The sequence below is a fragment of the Rhodohalobacter sp. SW132 genome (assembly GCF_003390325.1).
Taxonomy (GTDB): domain Bacteria; phylum Bacteroidota; class Rhodothermia; order Balneolales; family Balneolaceae; genus SW132.
Window position 1 is genome coordinate 36,534 of record NZ_QUOK01000003.1, and the last position, 24,768, is coordinate 61,301.

The 24,768-nt window shown below is 46.3% G+C and carries 18 protein-coding genes; 9 read left to right on the forward strand and 9 right to left on the reverse strand.

Going from position 1 to position 24,768, the window contains the following annotated elements; translation table 11 throughout:
- Positions 1-58: 58 nt before the first annotated feature.
- The 3 genes from DYD21_RS07185 to ggt all read left to right on the forward strand — a co-directional run bounded on the left by DYD21_RS07185 (position 59) and on the right by ggt (position 5,391).
- A complete protein-coding gene (locus DYD21_RS07185) occupies positions 59-2,515 on the forward strand; it encodes an HD family phosphohydrolase (protein ID WP_116034697.1) in 2,457 nt (818 codons plus the stop codon).
- The gene (xerD, locus tag DYD21_RS07190) at positions 2,512-3,423 is read left to right on the forward strand and encodes a site-specific tyrosine recombinase XerD (protein ID WP_116034699.1); all 912 of its coding nucleotides are present in this window, start codon (positions 2,512-2,514) and stop codon (positions 3,421-3,423) included. The genes DYD21_RS07185 and xerD overlap by 4 nt, the downstream gene beginning before the upstream one ends.
- A 270-nt stretch (positions 3,424-3,693) precedes the next feature.
- Positions 3,694-5,391 (forward strand): gamma-glutamyltransferase, encoded by a 1,698-nt coding sequence (gene ggt / locus DYD21_RS07195; protein WP_116034701.1) that lies wholly within the window; start codon positions 3,694-3,696, stop codon positions 5,389-5,391.
- A 642-nt stretch (positions 5,392-6,033) separates the two neighbouring features.
- On the opposite strand, the gene tnpA is transcribed toward ggt, so the two are convergent.
- On the reverse strand, positions 6,034-6,480 hold the full coding sequence (tnpA, locus tag DYD21_RS07200) for an IS200/IS605 family transposase (protein ID WP_116034703.1): 447 nt from the start codon (positions 6,478-6,480) through the stop codon (positions 6,034-6,036).
- 651 nt (positions 6,481-7,131) lie between these two features.
- Here tnpA and DYD21_RS07205 point away from each other — a divergent pair.
- The 5 genes from DYD21_RS07205 to DYD21_RS07225 all read left to right on the forward strand — a co-directional run bounded on the left by DYD21_RS07205 (position 7,132) and on the right by DYD21_RS07225 (position 13,688).
- Positions 7,132-10,128, forward strand: coding sequence for a DUF2723 domain-containing protein (locus DYD21_RS07205; protein ID WP_116034706.1), 2,997 nt, complete (start codon positions 7,132-7,134; stop codon positions 10,126-10,128).
- A gap of 132 nt (positions 10,129-10,260) precedes the next feature.
- Entirely contained in the window at positions 10,261-10,731 is a 471-nt protein-coding gene (locus DYD21_RS07210; protein ID WP_116035507.1) for a hypothetical protein, read from the forward strand.
- Positions 10,706-11,188, forward strand: coding sequence for an rRNA maturation RNase YbeY (ybeY, locus tag DYD21_RS07215; protein ID WP_233505489.1), 483 nt, complete (start codon positions 10,706-10,708; stop codon positions 11,186-11,188). The genes DYD21_RS07210 and ybeY overlap by 26 nt, the downstream gene beginning before the upstream one ends.
- Positions 11,185-12,549, forward strand: a complete 1,365-nt coding sequence (locus DYD21_RS07220) for a toprim domain-containing protein (protein ID WP_116034708.1) — start codon at positions 11,185-11,187, stop codon at positions 12,547-12,549. The genes ybeY and DYD21_RS07220 overlap by 4 nt, the downstream gene beginning before the upstream one ends.
- Before the next feature lie 8 nt (positions 12,550-12,557).
- Positions 12,558-13,688 carry a DUF445 domain-containing protein gene (locus tag DYD21_RS07225; RefSeq protein WP_116034710.1) on the forward strand — a complete coding sequence of 377 codons (1,131 nt, stop codon included), beginning with the start codon at positions 12,558-12,560 and terminating at the stop codon, positions 13,686-13,688.
- A gap of 405 nt (positions 13,689-14,093) precedes the next feature.
- Here the strand turns inward: DYD21_RS07225 and DYD21_RS07230 are convergent, their stop codons facing one another.
- The 4 genes from DYD21_RS07230 to speD form a co-directional block, all read right to left on the reverse strand.
- A complete protein-coding gene (locus tag DYD21_RS07230; RefSeq protein WP_116034712.1) occupies positions 14,094-15,806 on the reverse strand; it encodes a BamA/TamA family outer membrane protein in 1,713 nt (570 codons plus the stop codon).
- Positions 15,807-15,844: 38 nt separating this feature from the next.
- On the reverse strand, positions 15,845-16,696 hold the full coding sequence (gene speE / locus DYD21_RS07235) for a polyamine aminopropyltransferase (RefSeq protein WP_116034714.1): 852 nt from the start codon (positions 16,694-16,696) through the stop codon (positions 15,845-15,847).
- A 28-nt stretch (positions 16,697-16,724) separates the two neighbouring features.
- Positions 16,725-17,201, reverse strand: coding sequence for a pyruvoyl-dependent arginine decarboxylase (locus DYD21_RS07240; RefSeq protein WP_199535483.1), 477 nt, complete (start codon positions 17,199-17,201; stop codon positions 16,725-16,727).
- A 71-nt stretch (positions 17,202-17,272) separates the two neighbouring features.
- A complete protein-coding gene (gene speD, locus DYD21_RS07245) occupies positions 17,273-17,677 on the reverse strand; it encodes an adenosylmethionine decarboxylase (RefSeq protein ID WP_116034716.1) in 405 nt (134 codons plus the stop codon).
- A gap of 225 nt (positions 17,678-17,902) precedes the next feature.
- Here speD and DYD21_RS07250 point away from each other — a divergent pair, with 225 nt between their 5' ends.
- Positions 17,903-19,825, forward strand: a complete 1,923-nt coding sequence (locus DYD21_RS07250) for a thiamine pyrophosphate-dependent enzyme (protein WP_233505490.1) — start codon at positions 17,903-17,905, stop codon at positions 19,823-19,825.
- Positions 19,826-20,018: 193 nt separating this feature from the next.
- On the opposite strand, the gene DYD21_RS07255 is transcribed toward DYD21_RS07250, so the two are convergent.
- From DYD21_RS07255 to DYD21_RS07270, 4 genes are all read right to left on the reverse strand, one after another.
- On the reverse strand, positions 20,019-20,747 hold the full coding sequence (locus tag DYD21_RS07255) for a ThuA domain-containing protein (RefSeq protein ID WP_116034720.1): 729 nt from the start codon (positions 20,745-20,747) through the stop codon (positions 20,019-20,021).
- 52 nt (positions 20,748-20,799) lie between these two features.
- A complete protein-coding gene (locus tag DYD21_RS07260) occupies positions 20,800-22,551 on the reverse strand; it encodes a sodium:solute symporter (RefSeq protein WP_116034722.1) in 1,752 nt (583 codons plus the stop codon).
- Positions 22,552-22,637: 86 nt separating this feature from the next.
- The gene (locus tag DYD21_RS07265) at positions 22,638-24,038 is read right to left on the reverse strand and encodes an L-fucose/L-arabinose isomerase family protein (protein ID WP_116034724.1); all 1,401 of its coding nucleotides are present in this window, start codon (positions 24,036-24,038) and stop codon (positions 22,638-22,640) included.
- A gap of 24 nt (positions 24,039-24,062) precedes the next feature.
- Entirely contained in the window at positions 24,063-24,764 is a 702-nt protein-coding gene (locus DYD21_RS07270; protein WP_116034726.1) for an L-ribulose-5-phosphate 4-epimerase, read from the reverse strand.
- Between the last annotated feature and the right edge of the window lie 4 nt (positions 24,765-24,768).

The following is a 24,768-nucleotide window of genomic DNA, read 5'->3' on the forward strand; positions in this document are numbered from 1 at the left end:
ACGGATGTAATTTGTACTATACCGGTTTGCGCTTCTGTAATTACAAGAATGTTATAAGATGAAAGTACTGGAAAAATTAGGCCTGGGTCGAAAAAAGAGTGAAGGAGCTCCGAACATCGGCGAAAAAAAGAAAAAAGAGCAGATTGAGGCCGAAAATAAGCGAAAAGTGATCTACCGGGTGCTTATTATCTTCGGTTTCCTCGGGCTGATATTGTACGCATCACCGGATGTTATCTACCAGCCTGTTTCGAGTTATTCCGTTGGCGAACCGTGGCGGGCTGACGATCTTACCGCTCCGTTCACCTTCTCAGAACTAAAAACTGAAGAAGAGCTCCAGGACGAAAGGGATGCCATACGCTCTGAAACACCCCCTGTTTTTCATGTGAACAATGCGGTAAGAAATGAGTCTCAGGACGCACTGGATTCAATGTACCGAAATCTCCAGCCCGTTATTGACGCTTATGTACAGTGGCAGCGTTCTAAGCAGAGTGATGATTCGGCCGCACGAAATGACAGTATTCGATTTGTGCAGGAAAAAAACCTGTCAAATGTGGAGTTTACTGACGAAGCGTGGAATGTGCTGCTCGAAAATTATGCAAATATGCGTCTGAACAACGGCAGCCAGGGTCGCTCGGTGCTTAATGAAATCCGAACGGAGCTCGACCGGGTGCTCACACAGATCTACAACAGCGGAGTGCTCGACATACCGAAAGATGATATTGAAACACGTGAAATTACGGTCAGAAATCTCCAGGAAAGAACCGAACGCACGATCATTTTGAACAATACGCGGGATCTGTACGATGCGATTGAATTTGCTCAAAACAGGATCCGAAATCAATTCTCGGCTGATATCGCCCGAATAGCGCTGCAGATCACCGACCAGGTTCTCGAACCGAACTGGGAGTATAATGAAGAGGCAACGGAGGCAATACTATCCGAACAGCTGGATGAAATCTCCAGAACCAAAGGTGTGGTAACCAGCGGAGAGGTGATTATCCGCCGGGGTGATATTGTTACGGCTGAAAGGGAAAATAAACTGAGAAGCCTCGCCGAAGCCCGTGCATCCACAGCCACACAATTTGAACGGTTTACACGTCAGGGTGGTGAAGCACTGATCATCATCGTGGTAACCATTCTATTCCTCTATTACCTGTTTCTCTACAGGAAACCCATTTTTAACGATATTTCGAATTTTTTGATGGTATTCCTGATCCTCGCAGCTCTTTGCGTGGGGAGCGCAATCATCTACCAGTTTGAGACACTTAACATGCTGGTCGTTCCAATCGCCATTGCACCCATTATCCTTACTATCATTTTCGACTCACGTGTTGGCCTGATGGCAACCATAACGCTGGCCATAATCACGGCTGTGATGCACGATAACAATTTCGAATACCTTGTGGCTACCATCACCGCGTGTAGTCTCGGTATCTTTTCTGTGAGAGATATCAAAAACAGGTCACAGTTTTTCTTATCTACCCCGTTTATCGTTTTCTGCAGCTACATGCTTGTTCTGGGCGGGTTTTCCCTGGCCCGGTATGCCGGATGGACGCAATTTCTGGATACAACACTGGCTGTGGCGATCAACTCAGTGTTTATTCTCTTCACCTATCCGCTGATTCTGATCATTGAGAAGTTGTTCCGGGTCACCACCGATTTTACACTGCTGGAGCTGAGTGACACCAATCGTCCGCTAATGAAAGATCTGATGACAAAAGCTCCTGGCTCCTTCCATCATAGCCTGCAGGTTGCAAATCTCGCGGAAGCGGCTGCATCAGCAATTGAAGCAAACGCTCTGCTCTGCCGTGTGGGCGCAATGTATCATGATATCGGTAAGATGGTGAAACCGAGTTATTTTATCGAAAATCAGCAGGAAGGCAACGATCACGACAAACTGAAAGCGAAAATGAGCGCCCTTGTGATTAAAGCCCACGTAAGCGACGGGGAAAAAATGGCCAAAAAGAATGATCTTCCCCAGGTGGTCATCGACTTCATCAGAACTCATCACGGCACCTCTCTGATCCGGTATTTTTACGATAAAGCGAAAAAGAATTCACGTGACGATTCCGATGTGCCGGAAGAAGATTACCGTTATGATGGTCCGATTCCCTGGACCAAGGAGCAAGGTATTCTTCTGCTTGCAGATGGTGTGGAAGCTGCATCCCGTGCGATGAAAAATCCCACATACAACAAACTTGAAAATTTGATTAATCGAATGGTAGACGATCACATCAGCGAGGGGCAGCTGGATGCATGTCCGCTCACGTTTCGTCACATCCAGATTATTAAAGAGACCTTTTTAAGTATTCTTGTCGGCGTATACCACAGCCGGGTAGAATATCCTGAAGATGATGAGCTAAAATCGAAAAAAGTGATTAAACGTCACCAGGATAGCTCCGAACCGGACATTGAGGCTCGATCTGAGAAACAGGATCCGGACAGGCAAAATCAGCACGGAGAAGAAAATTCCCAGGTAAATAAAGAAGAGGAAGAGAAACAGGAAGACCGGTGAAACCATTTTCAACTGAACTAAAACGGTACCTTCAGTTTATAAAAGTGGAGAAAGGTCTTGCCAAAAATTCAGTCGTTTCCTATGAAAATGATCTTGAACGGTATCTGCTGTTCTTACGACGTGAGTGCCGCCTGAACGACCTGGGCGGGGTTACACTTCAACACATTGAACAGTTTCTGAATGAACTGACCGAACTGGAACTTTCACCCGGCACAATTGCCCGGAATATTTCGAGCATCCGCAGTTTTCACGAGTTTGCAGTCGTGGAAAACTTCTCGGAAGCGAATCCGGCAGAATTGGTAGACCTCCCAAAAAAAGCACAGACCCTTCCCGAAGTACTTTCCGCAGATGAAGTCATTCAAATCATTGATACAACAGACCGTACCGATGATGCCGGAATTCGTGATGCGGCAATTCTGGAGACTCTCTATGCAACGGGAATGCGCGTAAGCGAACTCACCGGCCTTGAACTGGACAACCTGTATTTTGAAATCGGCTTTATCCGCGTGGTCGGTAAAGGGAATAAGGAGCGGCTGGTGCCGGTCGGCGGGATGGCTCAGAGTGCCATTGAGCACTACACAGAATCTGTAAGGGAGCGGTTTATCAATCCCAAAAAACGTTCAAAAGCTGAAAATAAACTTTTCCTTAATCAGCGCGGCGGACCGCTCAGCCGTATGAGTATCTGGAATATTGTGAACAAATATGCAGAAAAAGCCGGAATTGAGAAAAATGTGTATCCCCATATTTTCCGCCACTCATTTGCCACCCATCTGCTTGAAGGCGGTGCGGATTTGAGGGCTGTGCAGGAGATGCTTGGCCACAGTTCCATCATCACAACAGAAATATATACACATGTTGACCGCTCCCTCCTTCACCAGGTTCATAAAGAATTTCATCCAAGGGCTTAGATTTTGGGCGGCCGAAGCAACTTTTTGTACAATTTTTAAATTGAACTTCGGTTTACAAAATATTCATTATTAACCGATAAATAGAATGTGAATACTCCGTAAAAATTTTTCCTGGTAAATAATCAGGGTGAATTATGTTACTTTTATACAATGCTTTGAAATACCCGGCTGATGGGTGGCATTAACACGTCAACACACAGAAACAGCGTGCAGTCGGGGTAGTAATGCAAAGCTCTCTTTTACTTTCGCTAACCGTATCATACATCAGACATGCACTATCGCTTCGCTCTCATTGCTCTCTTCTTCTGGATCATTTCCGTTCCTGAACTTTCCGCCCAGGTTGCATCTCCCATCCCTTACCAGGATGCTGTAATTTCCAGCGCCGATCACTACGCGACCGAAGCCGGACTCGAAATTCTCCAAAAAGGTGGCAATGCTGTGGATGCAGCGATTGCCATACAGTTTGCCCTCGCCGTAACCATGCCGAGTGCCGGAAATATCGGAGGAGGCGGTTTTATGGTTTTACGGCTGTCTAATGGGGAGATTAAAACGCTTGATTTCAGGGAGAAGGCACCCGCAAATGCTACAAGAAATATGTTCCTGGATGATGATGGAAATTATGTACCTGATAAAAGCCGGATTGGCGGCCTTGCATCTGGTGTTCCGGGAACCGTAGATGGCATGATCAGCGCACTGGAACGCTACGGAACACTGCCGCTTGAGGTGATTATGGAGCCAGCCATTGCGCTGGCAAACGGCGGTTTCAGGCTTCGGCACTCACACGCAGAAAGCCTGAACCGATATGCGAAACAGCTTGCTGAATTTGAGAGCTCCCGCGAAATTTTTCTTCGCCCGGATGGTACAAACTGGAGAGAAGGTCACCTGTTGATTCAGCATGAACTGGGCGAAACACTCGAAAGAATCGCTCGTGTGGGGCGTGATGGGTTCTATTCAGGGATCACAGCACGTTTAATTGTGCAGGAACTTCAGCGCCAGGGCGGTGTAATGACGCTGCGGGATTTGCGCAACTATTCAAGTGAATGGCGTAATCCGCTCCGGGCTCACTATATGGGATACGACTTCCACATGATGCCGCCACCCAGCAGCGGCGGTGTCGTGATGAAACAGGTGCTCTCAAAGATTGGTGAGCTCAACCCCGACGAGACCGGGATCAATTCGTCCGGCTATATTCACCTGCTATCTGAAGCGTTCAGACGCGCATTTGCCGACCGAAACTACTATCTCGGCGATCCGGATTTTACAGATATTCCGCTTGAAACATTAATGTCGGAAACATATCTGGATCATCGTTTTTCTGATTTCTCCCCCGATCGGGCCACACCCAGTAATGATATTGAACACGGTTCGGTTCAACCCTACGAAGAAGGACCTGAAACCACCCATTTTTCAGTTGTTGACAGAGATGGAAATACTGTAGCAGTTACCACCACCCTGAATGGGTCATATGGAAGTTACGTCACCGTCAGCGGGGCAGGTTTTCTGTTGAACAATGAAATGGATGATTTTTCCGCTAAACCGGGTGAACCCAACATGTTTGGCCTGATCGGTGCAGAAGCAAACGCAGTGGAACCCAACAAGCGGATGCTAAGCAGCATGAGCCCCACGATTGTGACCCAAAACGGTGAGGTAAGAATGGTTGCCGGTGCGGCTGGTGGTCCGCGGATTATCACCTCTACCCTGCAAAATATTCTAAACGTGATTGCATTCGATATGAACGCGACGGAGGCAATTTCAACTCCAAGGTTCCACCACCAGTGGCTGCCTGACAGAATTGATCACGAATCACTGGCAATTACCAGTGACACGGCAAAATTACTCCGAAATAAAGGTCATGAACTCCGGCTTACACGTGATATCGCCCGTGTGCATTTGATTGTGATCGATGAAGATGGCTGGCGAACCGGGGCTGCCGATCCGCGCGGTGATGGAAGTGTGAAGGGATATTAGTTTATCATCGGATGAGTTTTTCGAAAATCAGAGAACCATTGGTTCAATATAGAATTCGTGGATGTTAATAATCCCGAAGGGATTTAACGTGAATAGCCCACCCGAAGGGTCGGGTTCTTCGACTGGGTGAAACTCGGGGAAATTAGCAGGGCAAAAAAACACCAACCCCGGAGTGGGTTGAACAACACGCCTATGTTCACATCAGATATTTCTCATTAAATTCTACCCGGTGTTTTTGTAATACGGAAATATGTACATATCTATTCAGAAATCGTTAATTCAACCCCATTCGGGGTTGTCGGACTACCGGCCATCTCCCAATCCCCGAGTTTCACCCGGGGCTATTCACTTTATACTCCTTCGGAGTATGTGTGTGAATTGGCTGGGAAAGCGTCATTCCATAGTATCACAAATAAATAGATTCCAAATCGTTTATCCGGGATTTTGCAGGAGACATCGACCCTAAAGCAGAATCCCAGGATCTTCCCGCTATCTATACTCGTCGATAATTTTCCACTCTCAAAAGAATGGATATTGATAATCCCGGAGGGATTTAACGTGAATAGCCCCGGGTGAAACTCGGGGAAATTAGCAGGGCAAAAAAACACCAACCCCGAAGCGGGTTGAACTGCATGCCTTTGTTCACATCAAATATTTCTCATTAAATTCTACCCGGTGTTCTTGTAATAATGTGATCAACTCCTCCCGGTAAGAAATGGTTTTATGATGAGTCTCCTGTTTTTTCACATATTCAATCAGCCGATTTTTTTCTTTAATAGAATAGGTAAATGCGGAATACCCTTCTTGCCATGCTGTAAATTCCGGAAACAACAAATTTGACTTGATATACGAATTACAAGAAACTTTGATGTCTTTTACCAATGACGATACTGAAATTGAAGGATGAACATGAGTAACAATGTGCAAATGATCTTCTACCCCATTGATTCTATACAAATGGCATTTATTGTTTTTCAATATTCCCCAAATGTATTTAAAAAGCTCTTCACGATTGTCTTTCAAAAGGGTTGGTGTTCTTAGTTTTGTACTAAAGATAATCTGATAAAGGATTTGTGTATGCGTACTCATGATGGGTTCTCTCTACTTTATTAATTTGAAATAGATAAAATGTACAAATTTATTCATAAATCATGAATTCAACCCCATTCGGGGTTGTCGGACTACCGACCCTCTCCCAATCCCCGAGTTTCACCCGGGGCTATTCACATTTTACTCCTTCGGAGTATGTGTGTGAATTGGTTGGAAAGCGTCACTCCATAGCATCACAAATAAATAGATAGCAAATCGTTTATCCGGGATTTTGCAGGAGACATCGACCCTTAAGCAGAATCCCAGGATCCTCCAGCTTTCTATACTCGTAGATAATTTTCCATTCTCAAAAGAATAGATATTGATAATCCCGGAGGGATTTAACATGAATAGCCCACCCGAAGGGTCGGGTTCTTCGACTGGGTGAAACTCGGGGAAATTAGCAGGGCAAAAAAACACCAACCCCGGAGTGGGTTGAACAGATGTCAGTTCTCTACTCAAAATTCCAAATACGCAAAATACATCCCTCCGTTTTCATTCTTACAGAACGATATTTTTTATTGTGCATTCAATATCTGTTTAGGTATCTTTTGACCTGTCTTTCGCAGGGCAAAAAATAACTATAGCTACCTGCACGTTACGGGAACCGTTCAACCGAACTGTATCAACATTTAACTGTTCAAACGTTTTATGGATATTGCGTCAACTTTCGCTCAGCATCGAACGCGAAACATCTTTTTTGCTTTTCTTTCGTGGTTCATCGCCTTTGTCGTCTACACGTTAACAGTTGCACCGACTGCCTCTTTCTGGGACCCCGCCGAATATATCGCAATTTCACACACGCTACAGGTAGCTCATCCACCGGGATCTCCTTTTTTCGCCCTGGCTGGCCGCCTGGTTTCCATGTTCATTCCTGCTGAGTATGTTGCCCTAAGCATAAACATGATCAGTGTCACCGCCTCTGCCCTGACGGTTATGCTGCTCTACCTCGTTACCATTCGCCTGATTGAACAGTTCCGCGGTCCCATTGATGAACTTACTCTTACCGACAAAATCGGCAGTTACGGCGGTGCCCTTCTCGGAGCATTCACCTACATGTTCACACATACTCAGTGGTTTAATGCTGTTGAAGCGGAGATGTACGGTACTTCTACATTTTTCACTGCACTTGTTGTTTGGCTGGCTCTTAAGTGGGCCGCTAATCACAAAGAAAAGCATTCCGAACGATGGCTCATCCTCATTGCCTACCTGTTTGGAATTGGAATCGGCGTTCACCTGCTGAACCTGCTTACCGTCTTCTTTGTAGCACTTATCATTTACTTCACACTGTACGAATTTTCGGTGAAATCATTTTTAATCACCGTTGCTGCTTCTGTTGCCTGTTTTTTAACAGTCTACCCCATTACCATTATCAATCTGCCGAACCTTGCTGATGAAATTTCAGCAGCAACCTACGGGCTGATCGGACCGTTTACCTATCTTTTTGTGATTATCGGTGCCCTGATTTTTGGTCTCTATTACACCCATAAAAAAGGAAGGCGATATTTGAATATGGGGCTGCTCTGTTATATGATGATTATGATAGGCTACTCCAGTTATGCATTGGTAATCATCCGGTCCCAAGCAGATCCCCCAATCGATGAAAATGATCCATCCACGCTGACCGACTTTGTTTCATACCTCAGCCGGGATCAGTACGGTACGGCTCCTCTTTTGCGCGGATACACTTACAATAACCGTACAGGAAACATCGACCGAACGGAAGAGAAAATGTTTCCGCGAAGGCACTCCGCTCAAGGCCGGCATACACAGTATTATGCCAATTTTGACAGTGATTGGGAGTTTTTCTGGAGTTACCAGGTCAATCATATGTACCTGCGTTATTTCAACTGGAACTTCATAGGCCGCGATTCAGATATTCAAAACGCAAACTGGGTTTCCGGTTTTTCCGACAGCCGCCATAAAAATAACCCGGCCCACTCCTACTATTTCTATCTGCCGTTTCTGTTCGGGCTGATAGGAATGATCTATCACTTTCAAAAAGACTGGAGGAGGGGTCTGTCGGTTCTCGCACTGTTTGTGCTCACCGGCCTTGCCATCATTTTCTACCTGAATCAAACCCCGTTTGAACCGAGGGAGAGGGACTATGCCTACGCCGGATCGTTCTTCGCCTTTTCCATATGGATTGGGATCGGGGCCACCGCTATACTCGAACTGGTGAGGAAATTTGTATCAAACAGCAGTGTGGTTTCCTACAGCGCACTGAGCGTGATGATTCTGGCCGTACCGGTTTGGATGGGATATCAAAACTACCCGAGTCATGATCGCAGTGAGCGGTATGTAGCTCGTGATTACGCCTACAACCTACTGAATTCGGTTGAACCGTACGCCATGCTTTTCACTAACGGCGATAACGATACCTTCCCGCTCTGGTACCTGCAGGAAGTTGAGGGAATACGTACAGATGTTCGGGTAGTCTGCCTGAGTCTGCTCAATACCGACTGGTATATTAAGCAGATGCGTGACCGGCAAACCCATGAATCACTGCCGCTTCCAATCTCGTTTTCCGATGAAGAGATCCAGCAGATAACGGGTCAATTTGAACTTCACCAGCCAGGCAATGTTACCATTCCTGTGAATAAACCACTTCTTGAAGCGGCATTTTCAGGTGACGTTACCGAATTCCCCGGGCTGGAAATAACCCCCATGATCCAGAATCAGCTTAGATCAGCCGTTCCGTTTTCCATTCCGGTTGAAGAACTTGATGATGAAGTGAGCTGGTATCTTGAAGGACGCCCAGCCGGAAGAGATCAGCAGGGAAATCAGCGATTCTATCTTCAAGCGCAGGATATTGTCGCGCTTGAACTGCTTGAACAAAACCAGTGGCTGCGGCCGATCTACTTTGCAAACACTGTTTCAGGAGATGGCCAGCTTGGTCTGCAGGAGTACTTCCAGTTTGAAGGGAAAGCCTTCCGGGTGGTTCCAAAACATCGTCCGGGTTCCGGTCAGTTTGGCTACATTGATACTGAAGTTCATGCAGAACGCCTTGCCGGATTCCAGTTTAACAAATGGAACAGCCCAACGGTTTACTTTGATGAGAACATTCGCCGGATGCTCAGTAACTACCGATACAGTTTTATGCAGCTTGCTGACGCGTATATGGAGCAGGGTGAACCCGATCAGGCGGCCTACTGGTTGAAATATGGTGAAGATCATATTCCCTTTCGGGAGGTCGAGAACGACTGGATGATTCCAACTCTCTACTCCTATCGCTATAGCCGGGTTGATGAATTTGAGCGAACAACTGAGCTCTCGTCATTTATCTCTGAGCAGTTGAAGCACGAGATCCGGTACGACATTAAGGAACTTGAAGATCTGGAGCGGGAAATTTCGCGGCTGGATGATAGGGCGCAGAACGCCAGGGCCAACGCCAGGATGGAGCGATACCGGTCTCTTCAGGAACAGCTCGACCGACGCAACAGAAATCGCGAGGAGCTGATGCAGGAGCTTAATTTCCGGGTCAGTCTGATGACTGTGCTCCAGTTTAACTTCTACAGCGCAGAACGCGAAGACCTTGCGGATGAAATCGCCTACGACGTTGAGATTCTCACCGATGGCCGCTTCCGGCTGCCCGATAGTGAAGAATCCAACCGCCAGGAGGTAAATCGTTTCGGTCTGGGAATTTAATCTTACAGATCAGGGTGTTATATTAAGTAGCGTCTGGTTAAAAAAATAAATGCTGAAACCATCTAATCGCAGAAACGTAAACGGGTCTTAGCCCGATTGGTTCAGGAAGATAAATCTTTTGCATATAAACGCATGATTCACGATTTCACAACAAAAAATGTAGACGAAATTGCCGATGTACTGGAAGTAAAACCGAAACTTATCGGTAAAGATCTGTTCCGGTTTGAACTTGAAAACGAAGACAAAACCCATCGCCTTGCACTCGAAATTCACCTCGGCCTCGAAGTAGATGGCAAAAAGTTAAACATGGTTTCTGTCTACAGCGGCGGCACTTTTCTTCAGCTGCACAACTGCACGGCATTTGTAGCCAGCAAAATGTTGAAACAGGTTACCTTTTTTGGAAAACAGAACGGCATCACATCCGGCCTGATCGTGGAAGTAGGTGCCGGATGCAGCCTTTACGCCAACGTTGGTGATGAAATTCTTACCGGTGATTTCACCAAACTCCCCGAAGACCTGATGATGTGCGGCGTTGCCCTCTCTCTTACAGAAACCGAAGGCTTTGACGACTTCACGTATGAAGAAGAAGACGATGTTTCCTGATCTGCCGGGCGACAGCAATCAGTCCGTTCTTCAGCTTCACAACCCATCCGGGTTTGATCTTCCCGTTACCGCTGATGAACTCGCATCGATGCTTCAAATCATCCGAGAAACTGAAAACGCAGATTTTTCAGAAGTGGAAGTGATTTACATGGATGAAGAGGGAATCGTTGAGATCAACAAAAAACATCTTTCAAGAGATTATGTAACCGATATTATCAGTTTCAGATATGATGATGATAGCGAAAACCAGCAAATTGAAGGATCCCTTTACTGCTGCGCGCCGAGAATTGCTGAACAAAGTGGTGAATTTGGTACAAACATCCGGGAAGAATTTCTCCGCGTATTTATACACGGAATACTTCACCTCACGGGATACGACGACCAATCTGATAAAGAAAAAGAAGAGATGACCCGCCTCGAAGATTTTTATCTCGCAGAATACAGTAAAAACTTGTGAGCGTTTCCGGTTATACGCTTCTGATTGTTGAATCATCCACCCTTGCCACACGAATTCAGCCGATGCTTCCGCAACACGTGGTCGTAATCGCAACCGATGGATTTCTCTGGACTCCCCATTTTAATCAACTGAAACTGAAACTTGGTATGCGGGCCGTTCCTGAAAAAAGAGAACTTCGGCGTGAAATTAAGCAGGAATCTGCCCGGGCTGTTAAAACCATTTTGGCCACCGACAGTGATCCATCCGGTGATTTCATCGCTTGGTCTGTCGCTAAAAATATCGCATTAAACCGAATTTTCAGGGCTCCCTTGCGCGCCATATCAAAACAGAGCTTAGATGTCCTGATTGAATCTGATACTGTTGTTAACTGGAATCAGCTTCATCTGAAGCTTCAAAACCGCTACATCCTGCATTCGTTGTGGAAACAGGCCTATCCGAATCTCGATATTAAAACTGCGGCAACGGCTGCACTGTTTGCAGCTGAATTCCCCTGCCGCTCATTCCGGTCACCCGATGGGGATCGTTTTCAGTCTGACTGTCCGATAGTGGTTCGATACGGCTCAGAAATAAAACTCGATTCAGAAAGCGACCAAAAGCATTTCAAACACAATGAGCCGTTTAGCACGTTTGATGCCACAGTTAAAGCATTTGACCGAAACGGATCAACCTCCTATCAAAAAGCACAAGAGAAGCTCTACACCCTCTTTACGACCGCACATCCACAAACCGGTGAAGGATTAATCACCTACCCGCGAACCGACGCCGTAAGTTTTTATCCTGATACCTGGGATGAACTTTATCAGCAATGGATTGGTCGAAACAGAGCGACGGAATTTCTTCCAGCCTATCTACGGGATAAGCTCACCGGAAACGGAGTTCACGAAGCGATTCATCCGGTAAGCATGGATGCCGATCCGGAGTATATCAATAAACACATTCCTTCTGATTTGGGAAATATTTATGCTGCAATTTATGATCAGACAGAAAAGGCGATCAGAATGCCCGATCAGGCTAAAGTTGTTTTTAATTCAAAATCGGCCGGAAGTTTTTTTCTGTCAGAAAATGACGATTTTAAAAGTCGTCCGGAAATGCTTCACCCGGTAATCCCGAGAGAAGATTATGGAAAAGAATTGAACCGTTACGGCGTTTTGCGTCCATCCGGTTTTGGCCAGTGGCTGGATCGGGCGATCTCGGAAAATATCATACAGGTAAACCGCTGGGGAGACGTTCACCCCGGTGAAACTATTTTACCCCTGATTTCTGAAGGAGATCAATTTCATACCAGGATTCTGAAAATGAAGGAAAAAGCGGATGATCCCGGCCTTAAAATTGAAACCATTCGTCAGATTCTCACGTCTTAAGTCGAGCTATGGAAACGGACAAATATTCGCAATCGAACCATCATACTGAAGATGAAAACAGCATTGGATCTAAATCGCTGGAAGATATTCTGACCGACCATTTTCCGGTCGGCATTGAATCAGAAAATCAATCCTCTAAACATGACTCCAAATCTAAAAAAAGGCAAGAAAGCTCCCGCCGGCTGAAGTTTCTGCGACCCATACCGTGGATTTTGGGAGGACTGTTTCTTTTCTCCTTCTGGTGGGATTTTGATGGGATTTGGGCCGAAACGGCGCTTGTAACGTTACAATTTGACGGGCTTATCCGGATCATCTCTATCAGCGGTTTGATCGGTTTTCTAACAAACCGGATTGCGATCACCATGCTCTTTCGTCCCGCTAAAAAACGTCCTATTCTTGGCCAGGGACTCATTCCCGCTCACAAAGACCGGATTGCCCGACGCTTGGCCATTTCTGTTTCGGATGACATGATTAATTCAGAACTGATCCGAAGTAAACTTCGGGAATCCGGAGCCATCGCCCGTTTCCGTGAAAGCACCACTGGTGTGATTCGTGATGTTCTTCAGAAGCCGGAATTCCGGAGCGATCTTAAAAGCTGGTTATCTGAAGCCCTGGATCATATCATATCAGAACCGGACTTTCGCGAGCGGATGACCAGGGAAATAACGGACGAAATCGAAAGAGCCTCATCCCATAAACCGATCGAGCGGGCTGCACTGAAGACCTATCTCTTCCTGAGGGGCAGTCATATCCGCGACCTTGTTGATGAAGCTCTTCATAAACTTCCTGCAAAACTTCACCGGGAAATTAACATTGTTGATTCGATTCTCGATGATTTTCCCGACTCGATTGACCAAAACCAAACCACAATCGATCGTGTGGCAACATCACTGCTTGATCGCCTGATTCGTCAGCTCGATGTAAAAAAAATTGTGGAAGAAAACCTCAAAACCTACGATGAAGAAAAGCTGGAGCAGATGATAAAAGGTGCCACCAACGAGCACCTCACCACCATTCAATACCTCGGCGCAGTACTGGGTACCATCGGCGGATTTGTAATCTGGGAGCCGATATTGAGCCTCATCATAATCGGCAGCCTCGCAGGGATTATCATCCTGTTGGAGAAGATGCTGGAATAACCCTCCACCTCATCAGATATGGTATTTCTGAGGGGATCTAAATTATGCACTATTCATTATCCCAAGAAGGTTTGGTAAATCGGAACCTGTTGGTTTCCTTAAGAAATACCATATCTCTTCATTGGCAGGATTTCCGAGCCTTTTTAGATATGGTATTTCTGCGGGTTCTAAATTATGCTACATGCTTTAACTCAAATAAGGCTCAATGCCTGGCAACTCGTTGGTTTCCATGAGAAATACCATATCTCTCCGATGGCAGGATTTCCGGGTCTTTTTAGATATGGTATTTCTGAAGATTCTGAATTATGCACAATTCAAAATCCAGAAATGACTCAGGACATTGGAATGCGATGGTTTCCATGAGAAATACCATATCTCAGGGATAAGACAATCATCCGATGAAGATTATAGCCCGGCAGTGATCCCCACGTGAACTTTGCCGTTTGCGAGATCTTCATCTGGTGAGATCGCATAACTGAATTTGATGATACCGAGAGGTGACTGAAAAGCCAATCCGAAACCAAGTGACGATATTTGTTGAGAAATTTCGAATTGTGAAGTTGCTTCATTAATGAGCTGCGGGCGATTGTAATATCCGGTTGCTCCAAAAATGAATAGGTATGAATTTCTGTCAAGCAGGTAGCGGCCCTCAAGTTCGGCCCAGACGGCAGATGAAGCTCGAAACTGATCTTCCCGGAATCCCCGAATCGACTCCGCCCCGCCAAAACGAAACAGATCAGTGATTAAATACGCAGGGCTCTCCAGCAGCATTGTCTCTACACGCGGAGCAAGAACCTGACGTGGGCCCAGAGGGATGTACCCGCGAAGGTCAGCCCTGAGGATCGTTTGGCTAAACGACTGCAGATCCGGATCATCAAACCTCTCATCATTCATAAATCGCCGACCCCTTTCAAGGGTAACGCTGCTTCTGTAGCCACGCGTGGGAACACGGTAGCGATCAGTATTTCGGATACTGAACCCCAGGCCGTAGAAATTTGCTCTTGAATCGAGAGCCGGTGCCGTAATTCCCGATGTAATATCCGCCACCGAGCTTCTTTCTGCACGGACGTGAGTCGTAATTTCAAAACCGGTAAATATTCGGTAACCTGATCGCAGCTCCATATTGCGCACAAGGTAGCTCGAATCCTGCTGGGTAAAGTGCAGATTTACACCAGCCCGCAACGGCAGACCACCGATAAACTGCTGCTCTGCCGTCACATTCAGTTTTGATACGAGCGGTTGAAGTTGCTCATATCTAAGATCGATACTATTCCCGTCAGAGATCGTATTACGCAGCAGAATATCACCATAACCGGCAATATTCCCGGATCCGGTTGCGTCGGGCACGTAGCCGATCAGACCGTCAAAAAAATTGAGCTGCTGCTCTTCTACTGTGTAAAGTACGTATGCATCATCTCCTGCAAAAATCAATTCACCGTCAGACACGTCATTGAAATAGCCCGAATTAACAAGATTTCGCCTTCCTCTCTCAATCAGGCCGGAGTCCGCACGATCACCCGTCCGGATTCCTGAAACACGCCCAAAAAACAAAGGGTTGTTTCGTTCAACGCCTTCAAACCGGACTCCCTCAACCGTAATTTCATCTCCCGGAACAATTTCAGCGGAAACAGAAATAGAGCAGGATTCCGGATCTTTTGTAACCTCACTGATTTTAAACTCACTTAATAAAAATCCCGCTTCATCATAGGCCGACAACCAATCTGAGGAGATTCGGTTAAGCAATTCTTCCGTAAAATATTCTCCCTCATAGCGGCTAACGGGGATGAATGCAGGCTGAGAGGCTTCAGCATCGCTGATTACCGATAACGATTCCAGGTGGTAGCGGCACCCTTCCCTGACGTAAACTGAGATCTTTTCGGGAAAAATCTTCACAGAGTCTACTGAAAAATCAAGGTAGCCCTCTTTACTGAAGCTTAATTGGACGAGAGTGCTGATTTCATCTTCAGCAGCGGCAGCCTGTATATCTGATTGAATATCAGGAGAAATGGAGAGAGAACCATCTTGGCCAATAATTTCAATTTCTGATGTCTGTGCCGACAACCCAAACATATAGCCGGACAGCAGAAAAAGTAAAATTATCGCAGAAAACCGTTTCATGCTCCGCGTATTAAAATTTTTGACAGCGCCGTATAAGATCAGCGCCTGATCAGATCCGAAACAAATGTGGGCAGCGCGAATGCACCCCGGTGGATATCACTATTATAATAACGAAGACCGCCCAGATTTTTGATGCCATTTTCAATCCGTTTGATGGTTTCATCAGACAACGGATCATCTCCGCGGGATGCGCACGCCATCGACCACATTCCGGCGGGATAGAGCGGTATGAAATTGAGATACATTTTTGAAATCGGAAACAGATCATCCAGCGCATTGAATACTTTTTTCATGCTCGGATGATATGACTCCACCCAGGGACTTTCTGTCTGGGCTGTTAAGACACCTTCATCAGAAAGAGCATTCAGACAGTATTGGTAAAAATCTTTTTCGAACAGACCTTCTGCCGGACCTACCGGATCCGAACCATCAATAATGATCACATCGTATGGATCCTTCACACTCTTTACGAACGCGATTCCATCTTCATAGAGTACGTTCAACTTTGGATTTTCAAAATCTCCGACTTCCGGAAAATGTAGTTTTGATGCGTCCACTACCGTTTTATCGATCTCAACCATATCAACGTGAACAACGGATTGATGCTTCAAAACCTCACGAGCCGTGCCGCCATCCCCGCCGCCAATAATCAGCACACGCTGTGGGTTCGGATGGGTAAACATGGCGGTGTGGCTGATCATTTCGTGATATACAAACTCATCACGCTCACTTAGCATCACCATTCCATCGATGGTCATCAGGTTGCCCCAGGTATCGGTTTCGTATACCTCAACCAGCTGATATTCAGACTGTTCAGAGAAGAGAAGTTTTTTCAGGCCGATCGTTAGGCCCGTCTGTTCGTTGTAGTATTCGTTATACTGTAAAGGCATTTAGGTGATTTCTGTTCTGAATCCGATTTTATTTATACCAGAGCACAGCGGCTGCAAAAACAGATCCGCAGTTTTTTATTTTGTGCTCAATACCGAATGACTTGATCTCCTTCAGTTTTCGATTTCTGTAGTCAAAACCGTCAATTACCATCTGGCGCACAATACCTTCAACAGTGTCGAGATCGGCGTGATCTTCAAACTCCATAATCACTCCGGGCTCGGTATCATCTTCAGGAATTCCAACGGCAATTGCCGCTGAGATCAGTCGTCCCGGCGTATTCCCGTCAATAGTAGCGTAAGCGAGCGGGATCAGGCCCCCTTTCGGAAAATTGATCTGGCTTACATCCACCTGTTCGGCGGCAGGCGGCAGAATACTGCTCATTCGCATAAGATTTGTATCACCGACACCGGCATTCAATAGTGCTTTATCAAAAGCATTTAAACGGGTTCTGCCCTCAGCGGAACCGCGCACAAGGCAGTAGATATTTGGGGTTTTCACCATCATATCAAAAAAAGGTTTATAGAATTATAGTGATTGTGAGATAAGTAAACTCCAGATAGAACCGGCTGCAGTTTTTAATTCGATTTTTCAGAAGGTGCGGGTTTGAACAGAAGACGCTGACCATCCGGCACTTTAAATAGTCCCCGTTTCATTTCCATGCTGGATACATTTTTCGACTCAAAATACTCTTTAAGCTTCTCCTGGATTATCCATGGGTCAATCGTATCACCGCAGGTAAAAATATCAACTGCTGCGTAATTGTACTCCGGCCAGGTATGAATGGCCACATGAGATTCCGCAATCACCACAACACCACTCACACCATACGGGCTGAATTTGTGAAAATTGTGAGAGATAATAGTAGCTCCCGATGCTTTAGTGGCATTTATCAGAGACGATTCTATGTAATCTACGTCATTTATATTTGATTCTTTGCAATCGTAAAATTCAACAAGGATTTGACGACCGAGTGCTTCCATGGCAAAATCGATTTAGAGTAAAAATTGGCTGAATAAAAAATCAGCATTGTAATTGACAAATAGTGATTATATCCTGTCAGTATGATATTACTATATATGCCAAATGAATTTGAACGGCATAAAATTCAAAAGAACAAATAATACGCAGAATTTATCGGAAATATGATAACTGCCAAAGAAAAAATTTCAAAAAGTTCAGCATTAGAGATCTACAAAAATCTATTAATGCCGAGACTCATCGAAGAAAAAATGCTGAATCTTCTTCGGCAAAACAAAATCAGCAAATGGTTTTCCGGAATCGGTCAGGAAGCGATCTCCGTTGGCGTTGCCGCTAACCTCGAAAATGAAGACTATCTCCTTCCGATGCATCGGAATCTGGGCGTCTTCACCACACGCGGAGTACCTCTCTATCCCCTTTTCTGCCAGCTGTTTGGAAAGTCTGACGGATTTACCGGCGGACGTGACCGATCGTTTCATTTCGGTACAACGGAACACCGGATTTTCGGCATGATCTCACACCTCGCAGCGACTATGCCAGTGGCTGATGGAATCGCTCTGGCTCAAAAACTAAATGGCACAAATCGTGTGGCCGTGAGTTTTTGCGGGGATGGGGGAACCAGTGAAGGCGACTTTCATGAGGCGTTAAACCTTGCCGGAGTGTGGAAACTGCCCGTTATTTTTGTGATTGAAAATAACGGATACGGCCTCTCCACTCCTGTTTCCGAACAATATGCGTGCGAAAACCTGGCCGACCGCGCCGCCGGTTATGGACTGCACGGTATGATTGTGGATGGCAATAACTATTTTGAAGTATCCGAAGCGGTCAAAAAAGCCCGTACACTTGCCATTGGGGGGAAACCAGTTCTCATCGAAGCCAAGACGTTTCGTATGAGGGGCCACGAAGAGGCATCAGGCACCTTTTATGTGGAGGATAAAGAGTTCGAAAAGTGGAAGCCAAAAGATCCCATCCACCGTTTTGAGGAGTGGCTGCGCAGCCAAGATATGGTCGATGATAAGTCGTTACTGGCCTTTCGCGAAGAGTTGACCAGTCAGTTTGAGCCGATTCTCAAGAAAGCACTTAAGGCAGAGGAACCGGTGTTTGATGAATCCCATGAACGAAACCGTGCGGGACTTGTTCCATTTTCTGTTTCTGAAAAAAACGGTCAGGATTCCGGCTCATCGGAGAAACGAATGGTGGATGCCATACAGCTTGCGCATCGGCAGGCGTTTGATGAGGATGAGTCATTTATCCTGATGGGTCAGGATGTCGCTGAATATGGTGGTGTTTTTAAAGTATCGGAAGGATTTGTTGAGAGGTACGGAAAGGAACGGATTCGCAATACCCCGATCATAGAATCCGGTGCGATCGGTGCGGCTATCGGGCTCGCAATTGAGGGATTCAAGCCGGTTGTGGAGATGCAGTTCGCGGATTTTATCACCTGTGGGTTTAACCAGATCGTAAACAACCTCACAAAAGGACGCTACCGCTGGATGCCTGAAATGAATATCACTATTCGTGCACCGCATGGCGGTGGTGTGGGTGCCGGACCGTTTCATTCACAAACACCTGAAGCGTGGTTTATGGGATTGCCCGGGCTGAGAGTTATCGTTCCGTCATCTGTTCAGGATGCACAGGATATGCTCTACACTGCACTGTATGATCCCAATCCGGTTCTTTTTTTCGAGCACAAAAAACTTTACCGCAGCGTGAAAGAGATCACACCCGACAGATGTCGTTTTACCGATCTGAGCCGGGCAAAAGTGGTTCGTCAGGGGCGTGATGCGACCATCATCACATTTGGATATGGTGTGCACTGGGCCCGTGAGATAGCAGATCAATTTGCAAAAGATAACGTTGAAATTGAGATACTGGACCTGAGGTCACTTGCACCGCTCGATCTGAAATCCATCCGAAAAACCGTGGGAAATACAGGAAAAGTTCTGCTTCTTGAAGAAGCATCGGAAATCATGGGACCGATGAGTGAAATATCTGCGTACATTTCCGAGCACTGCTTTGACCTTCTTGATGCTCCAGTGATTCGTTGCTCATCCATCCACACCCCGATACCGTTCAGCAAAGAGCTGGAGAAAGGATATATGGCTGATTATCGTCTGAAGGAGAAGCTTGAAAAGTTGTTGAGGTATTGAGAAGTGTTGAGTTATGAGTGATGAGTGATGAGTTATGAGTTGTTTGATGTAGATCTTTTTTGTGCTTAATTATTTTTAAAAACCTCAAACGCTTTGAGTGTCCGGTTGGATACTTAAAGGTTTGAGGTTTCTATATTCTATATTTGAAAATCCTGAGCTCACCAAATTTATGCTTGTTAGAGCTATCGGATGATCAGTGCAGCCAGTCGATTGTGTTTTTCATGAAGGTTACGAACGCTTCGTGCTGGTGAGCTTCACCATCATGGCCCAGTGTGGTTACGACTACTCTTCCATCACCATAATTTACTGTCCACGCTACGGGATATTCATCTCCGGTATCGGGTTCGATGCCGATTGCTAAAACATGCATGTCTGATCCGTCCTCATTTCTCTGGAAGCGGTAGAGTTCATCCGTAATCATGAAACGTTCGGGAACGCCGGCCATCAGCGGGTGTTCGGTGTCTTCCACATACACTTCAAACTCACCAAATGGCCCGTGACTTGATGTTCCGCCGCCGATCAGTTTTTCGTAGTATTCCGGCCAGTCCCAGATAAACCAGCTCGCTGCATGCACCAGGAACAGGCTGTTGCCTTCCTCAACAAATTCAATGATTCTGTCGGGAAATTCCGGGATATCAATCGATTGGTTGGTGTTTATGTTCAAAATATCGATATCAGATAGTGCCGGGATTACCTCATCCGGATTATCTGTATAGCGAACATTTGCCCCGGTTTCAGCAATGATGGTGGAATCCTCAATGTTGAACCAGCGGTCAAAATCGTGATGGTCTCCGCCGCCAAAAATAAGCACTTCAGGTGTTTCTTCGTACGCGGCTTCCCTATCATCTGAATCACACGCTGTAAACAGAACAAATACCGCAATAAGTGTTGGCAGCAGGGATGTTGTTTTAATATTTAACATTTTAATGGTTTGGTTAATGGTTAATACTGAATCAAAACATATTTATATACAGCTAACTAAAATAGATGTAAATCATTACGATCATCACGCAGAGCATGATGGATGAGGCCACATCGCGCCAATCCCAGCTCTGGCGATTTTCCCGTCTGTCATTATCCGATAGGGTTGAGAATGTCAATCCTGCAATCTTCTCATAATCAGGCGGTTTTGTCATATAGCTTACACCCACCATTACGGCCACACAGGTGAAAAATATCACCATGCTATAGTACTGGAAGAAGATATTGCTAACAATCCAGAGAAACGTTCCATCTGCGTACTCGAACCCTTCAATCAGCGCGACCGGGGTATCGACGGCGAGGCGGAAAAGTCCCATGGCAAAGCCAACAATCAGCGCGGCCATACAACCCTCTTTATTCAGGCGTTTGTAGAACACGCCAAGGAAAAAGACCACAAAAATTGGCGGAGCAAGATAGGATTGGACACCCTGCAGATAATCATACAGTCCGCGGCTTCCCTGGATAACCGGTATCCAAAGCAGTCCGATGATCACCATCACAACGGTTGCTATTCTACCCATCCATACGAGACGCTCCTCGGAAGATTCAGGGCGGATTTTCTTGTAAAAATCCATGGTAAAGAGAGTGGAAGAAGCGTTAAATACACCGGCAAGGGAGCTCATTAACGCAGCAAGCAGTCCGGCTACTACAATCCCCCGGATACCTACCGGAAGAACATGCGTCACCAGCATCGGGAATGCGGCCTGTGCATTCTGTGTGATCACTTCTCCATTCTCATCAATTAACGCCTGTTGGAGAGCCGCAATTTCTCCGGACTGTGCCAGTGCGTATGTGATAATTCCGGGTATGATAAAAATGAACACCGGAAGAAGCTTCAGCAAACCAGCAGCAATAGATCCTCTGCGCGCTTGCTGAACACTTTCAGCACCCAATGCGCGCTGTACAATATATTGATCGGTTGTCCAGTACCAGAGTCCTACAATTGGTGCAGCAAAGAGCATACCGAGCCACGGGTAATTGCTGTTAAAATACCAAGCCATCCGATTTTCATCGAGCACGGGCGCCCAGGTTCCGTCCATCCCTTCGGGTACGAGCGGTTTCCAGAGGTTAAACATCTCTTCACCCGCTATGTCGTAAAGTCGCCCCCATCCGCCGATGGCATCCAGTCCGTAGATGAGAACCATAAGCGAACCAAAAACAAGAATCAGGGTCTGGAGAGCTTCCGTGTAGGCAACTGCCCGCAAACCGCCGAGAATGGTGTATGCACCGGTGAAAAGAATGACGAGGATTGAACCGATCCAAAAGCTGTTCATTCCCATAAAATTCAGCTCAGGCATCAATACACTGAAAACAATCCCTCCTGCAAAAATCCCAACCGCAATTTTGGTAAGCACGTATGCAACCAGAGAAATCCCGGAGAGAAGTGCCCGCGCCATTGGCGAAAACCGTCTTTCGAGAAATTCGGGCATCGTAAAAACCCTCGACCGAATATAAAACGGCACCATGATCCACCCTAGTACAAGCAGACACCATGCATGGAGCTCGTAGTGAGCCATCGCAACGCCATCGGTTGCACCCGATCCTGCCAGGCCTACGAGGTGTTCCGAACCGATATTTGAAGAGAAAATTGATGCACCTACAATCAGCCAACCGAGATGACGTCCCGCCAAAAAGTAGTCAGTTGAAGTTTCCGTGGGCTGACGGATCACCCACCAGGCGAGGCCGGCTATTACGGCAAAATAGAGGCCGATAACAATCCAGTCTAACGTAGCTAAAGCTCCCATAAGATCATGATATATTAAGGTTTTGGTTCAGGTTGATATCTTACGATTGTACTATTTTTTCTTGTGGATTGAAACTTTGATTGCAATTACACTTCCACATACTCAATTCCAAGAATTCGTGTGAGTATTTCCCATTTCTGCCGATGGTCGCCCAGGTGCAGCGTTTGATGATGGGTTCCGCCCGCTTTCAGCCAGCCGTCGTTACAGCTGCGCAGGCCCGTAGACGGTTTGTAATGGAAATAGGGCATCTCGATAGTGGGCACTTCTTCTGTGTCGAGAATCTCTCCATAACTCACAACCAGGCGAAATTTTTCACCAACAAGGTGAACAAGCGAGACCATTGTAGCCGGACCCGGTTCCGCCATAAACACTGTGGTTGGCGGATTGTTGAGATCACCTATTCCCAGCTCACGATTCACAAGCTTTACCGGCTGATCTTTACGAGCAATTTTCCAGTTTCCTTCGCCCATATGACTCATCAGCATGGATCCTTTTTCAAAATCCATGGCGTACATCTCTGTAAAATGTGCATTTTCTTCGAGCAGATGTCCTGCAGCTACCATACTTGCGGTGTTGGTATCTCCTTCCGCTGCGTAGCCGTACCCTTCAGCCATCAGGTTTGATGCGGCAAGCATATTGATCTGCTCAAACCGGCCATCGCCTTTGAATGTATCAAAATGAGCAGAAAACCCGGCATAATCCCCTTCTTCAAGAAATTTTCTAAACCCCAGATACATTCTCACTGAGTAGTTTAAATTGCTGTCCTCCAGAGTCTCATCAATTTCAAATTTCTCTTTTTCGAGTTCAATCTGTTTGGAAATTTCATCATCCGTAACTGATTCCATCTGCCGGTGGATTTCGCCCATATACTCCCGGTTTACCTCGGGGCCAATCACACGTGTGAATGCGGCTTCATCGGATAGCGTATCCCCCATTCCGTGCATCTTGCCAAATGCTGCAATCTTCATGCGTTTCAGTTCCGATGCGGCCATTGCTGCGCGAGACCAGTCCGAAACGTACTCTTTAAACTCATCACTTTTCCAGTCGGCAGAGATCACCTCAAAGCGATCGCCGGAGGTTCGCAAAATGGCATTCGCCATATCCTGCGCTCCATGGATACCCTGGTTGTAGGTCAGATCATCCATATTCCAATCGTTTCGAACCCGGGGTTCCGGCTGAATATTAGCCAGAAGCAGCGGCAGTGAATTTTTCTGAAGTGCCCGTACGGTTCTCATTGCGGGACCGTAGGTTAACATCACAATCATCACGCCGTCAAGCCCTTCATAATTGAACTTTCCGAGTATCTCTTCGATATCATCGCGGTTCCGGGCGGCTTTTGGAAAGTACCACTCAGCAACCTCGCTCAGTTCACTGCAAACATTTCGCGCGTACTTCTCCTGTCGTTCTGTGATATCGGGTATAGATTTATCATAAAGCTCCTGCATAATTCCAAGGAGCCCGATTTTTGGCTTTCGCTTTTCGATCATTATGTAAGCTGTTTCGTTAGTTTGTTATTTTTGTCCGTAGTAGGCATTTTTGCCGTGTTTACGCTCATAGTGTTTACGCCTGAGTGCTTCTTTAATGCGCGGGGTGTCAGGCCGAATCTGCAAGCTAATGGCAGCCATTTTTGCGACCTCTTCAAGTACAGCACTGTTGTAGATCGCCTTTTCGGCATTTTCACCCCAGATAAACGGCGCGTGGCTTCCCACCAGCACCATCTGCACCTCCTGGTATGATAAATTTCTTTTCTCAAATTCGTTCAGGATCTGCAGACCGGTCTCATGTTCATAATCTCCTTTTATCGCCTCATCACTCATGGGAGGTGTGCAGGGAATATCCTGAGCCAGGTGATCGGCGTGCGTGGTTCCGAGAATTGGGATATCGGTAAGTGTTTGAGCCCAGGCCGTGGCATAGGTAGAATGTGTGTGAACAATGCCGCCGACGCCGGACCAGTTTTTATACAGAACCGCATGAGTTTTGGTATCGGATGAGGGGCGAAGATCCCCTTCAACCACGTTATTTTCGAAATCGACAATCACCATATCGCCTGGTGTCAAATCACTGTAGGGCACACCGCTGGGTTTGATTGCAAACACCCCGTTTTTATGATCAGCTGCACTGGCGTTTCCAAACGTAAACAGCACAAGGTCCAGCTCCTCAATTTTCATGTTGGCCCGGTAAGCCTGCTCCTTTATCTCTTTAAAGCTGCTCATGAGT

Bases quoted from the DNA above. Each gene is read 5' to 3' on its own strand.
- DYD21_RS07205 (WP_116034706.1), top strand. From the start codon at position 7,132: ATGGATATTGCGTCAACTTTCGCTCAGCATCGAACGCGAAACATCTTT.
- DYD21_RS07270 (WP_116034726.1), bottom strand. From the start codon at position 24,764: ATGAGCAGCTTTAAAGAGATAAAGGAGCAGGCTTACCGGGCCAACATG.
- ybeY (WP_233505489.1), top strand. From the start codon at position 10,706: ATGAAGAAGAAGACGATGTTTCCTGATCTGCCGGGCGACAGCAATCAG.
- DYD21_RS07260 (WP_116034722.1), bottom strand. From the start codon at position 22,551: ATGGGAGCTTTAGCTACGTTAGACTGGATTGTTATCGGCCTCTATTTT.
- ggt (WP_116034701.1), top strand. From the start codon at position 3,694: ATGCACTATCGCTTCGCTCTCATTGCTCTCTTCTTCTGGATCATTTCC.
- DYD21_RS07265 (WP_116034724.1), bottom strand. From the start codon at position 24,038: ATGATCGAAAAGCGAAAGCCAAAAATCGGGCTCCTTGGAATTATGCAG.
- DYD21_RS07255 (WP_116034720.1), bottom strand. From the start codon at position 20,747: ATGTTAAATATTAAAACAACATCCCTGCTGCCAACACTTATTGCGGTA.
- speE (WP_116034714.1), bottom strand. From the start codon at position 16,696: ATGCCTTTACAGTATAACGAATACTACAACGAACAGACGGGCCTAACG.
- DYD21_RS07225 (WP_116034710.1), top strand. From the start codon at position 12,558: ATGGAAACGGACAAATATTCGCAATCGAACCATCATACTGAAGATGAA.
- speD (WP_116034716.1), bottom strand. From the start codon at position 17,677: ATGGAAGCACTCGGTCGTCAAATCCTTGTTGAATTTTACGATTGCAAA.
- DYD21_RS07240 (WP_199535483.1), bottom strand. From the start codon at position 17,201: ATGATGGTGAAAACCCCAAATATCTACTGCCTTGTGCGCGGTTCCGCT.
- tnpA (WP_116034703.1), bottom strand. From the start codon at position 6,480: ATGAGTACGCATACACAAATCCTTTATCAGATTATCTTTAGTACAAAA.
- DYD21_RS07185 (WP_116034697.1), top strand. From the start codon at position 59: ATGAAAGTACTGGAAAAATTAGGCCTGGGTCGAAAAAAGAGTGAAGGA.
- DYD21_RS07210 (WP_116035507.1), top strand. From the start codon at position 10,261: ATGATTCACGATTTCACAACAAAAAATGTAGACGAAATTGCCGATGTA.
- DYD21_RS07230 (WP_116034712.1), bottom strand. From the start codon at position 15,806: ATGAAACGGTTTTCTGCGATAATTTTACTTTTTCTGCTGTCCGGCTAT.
- DYD21_RS07250 (WP_233505490.1), top strand. From the start codon at position 17,903: ATGCCGAGACTCATCGAAGAAAAAATGCTGAATCTTCTTCGGCAAAAC.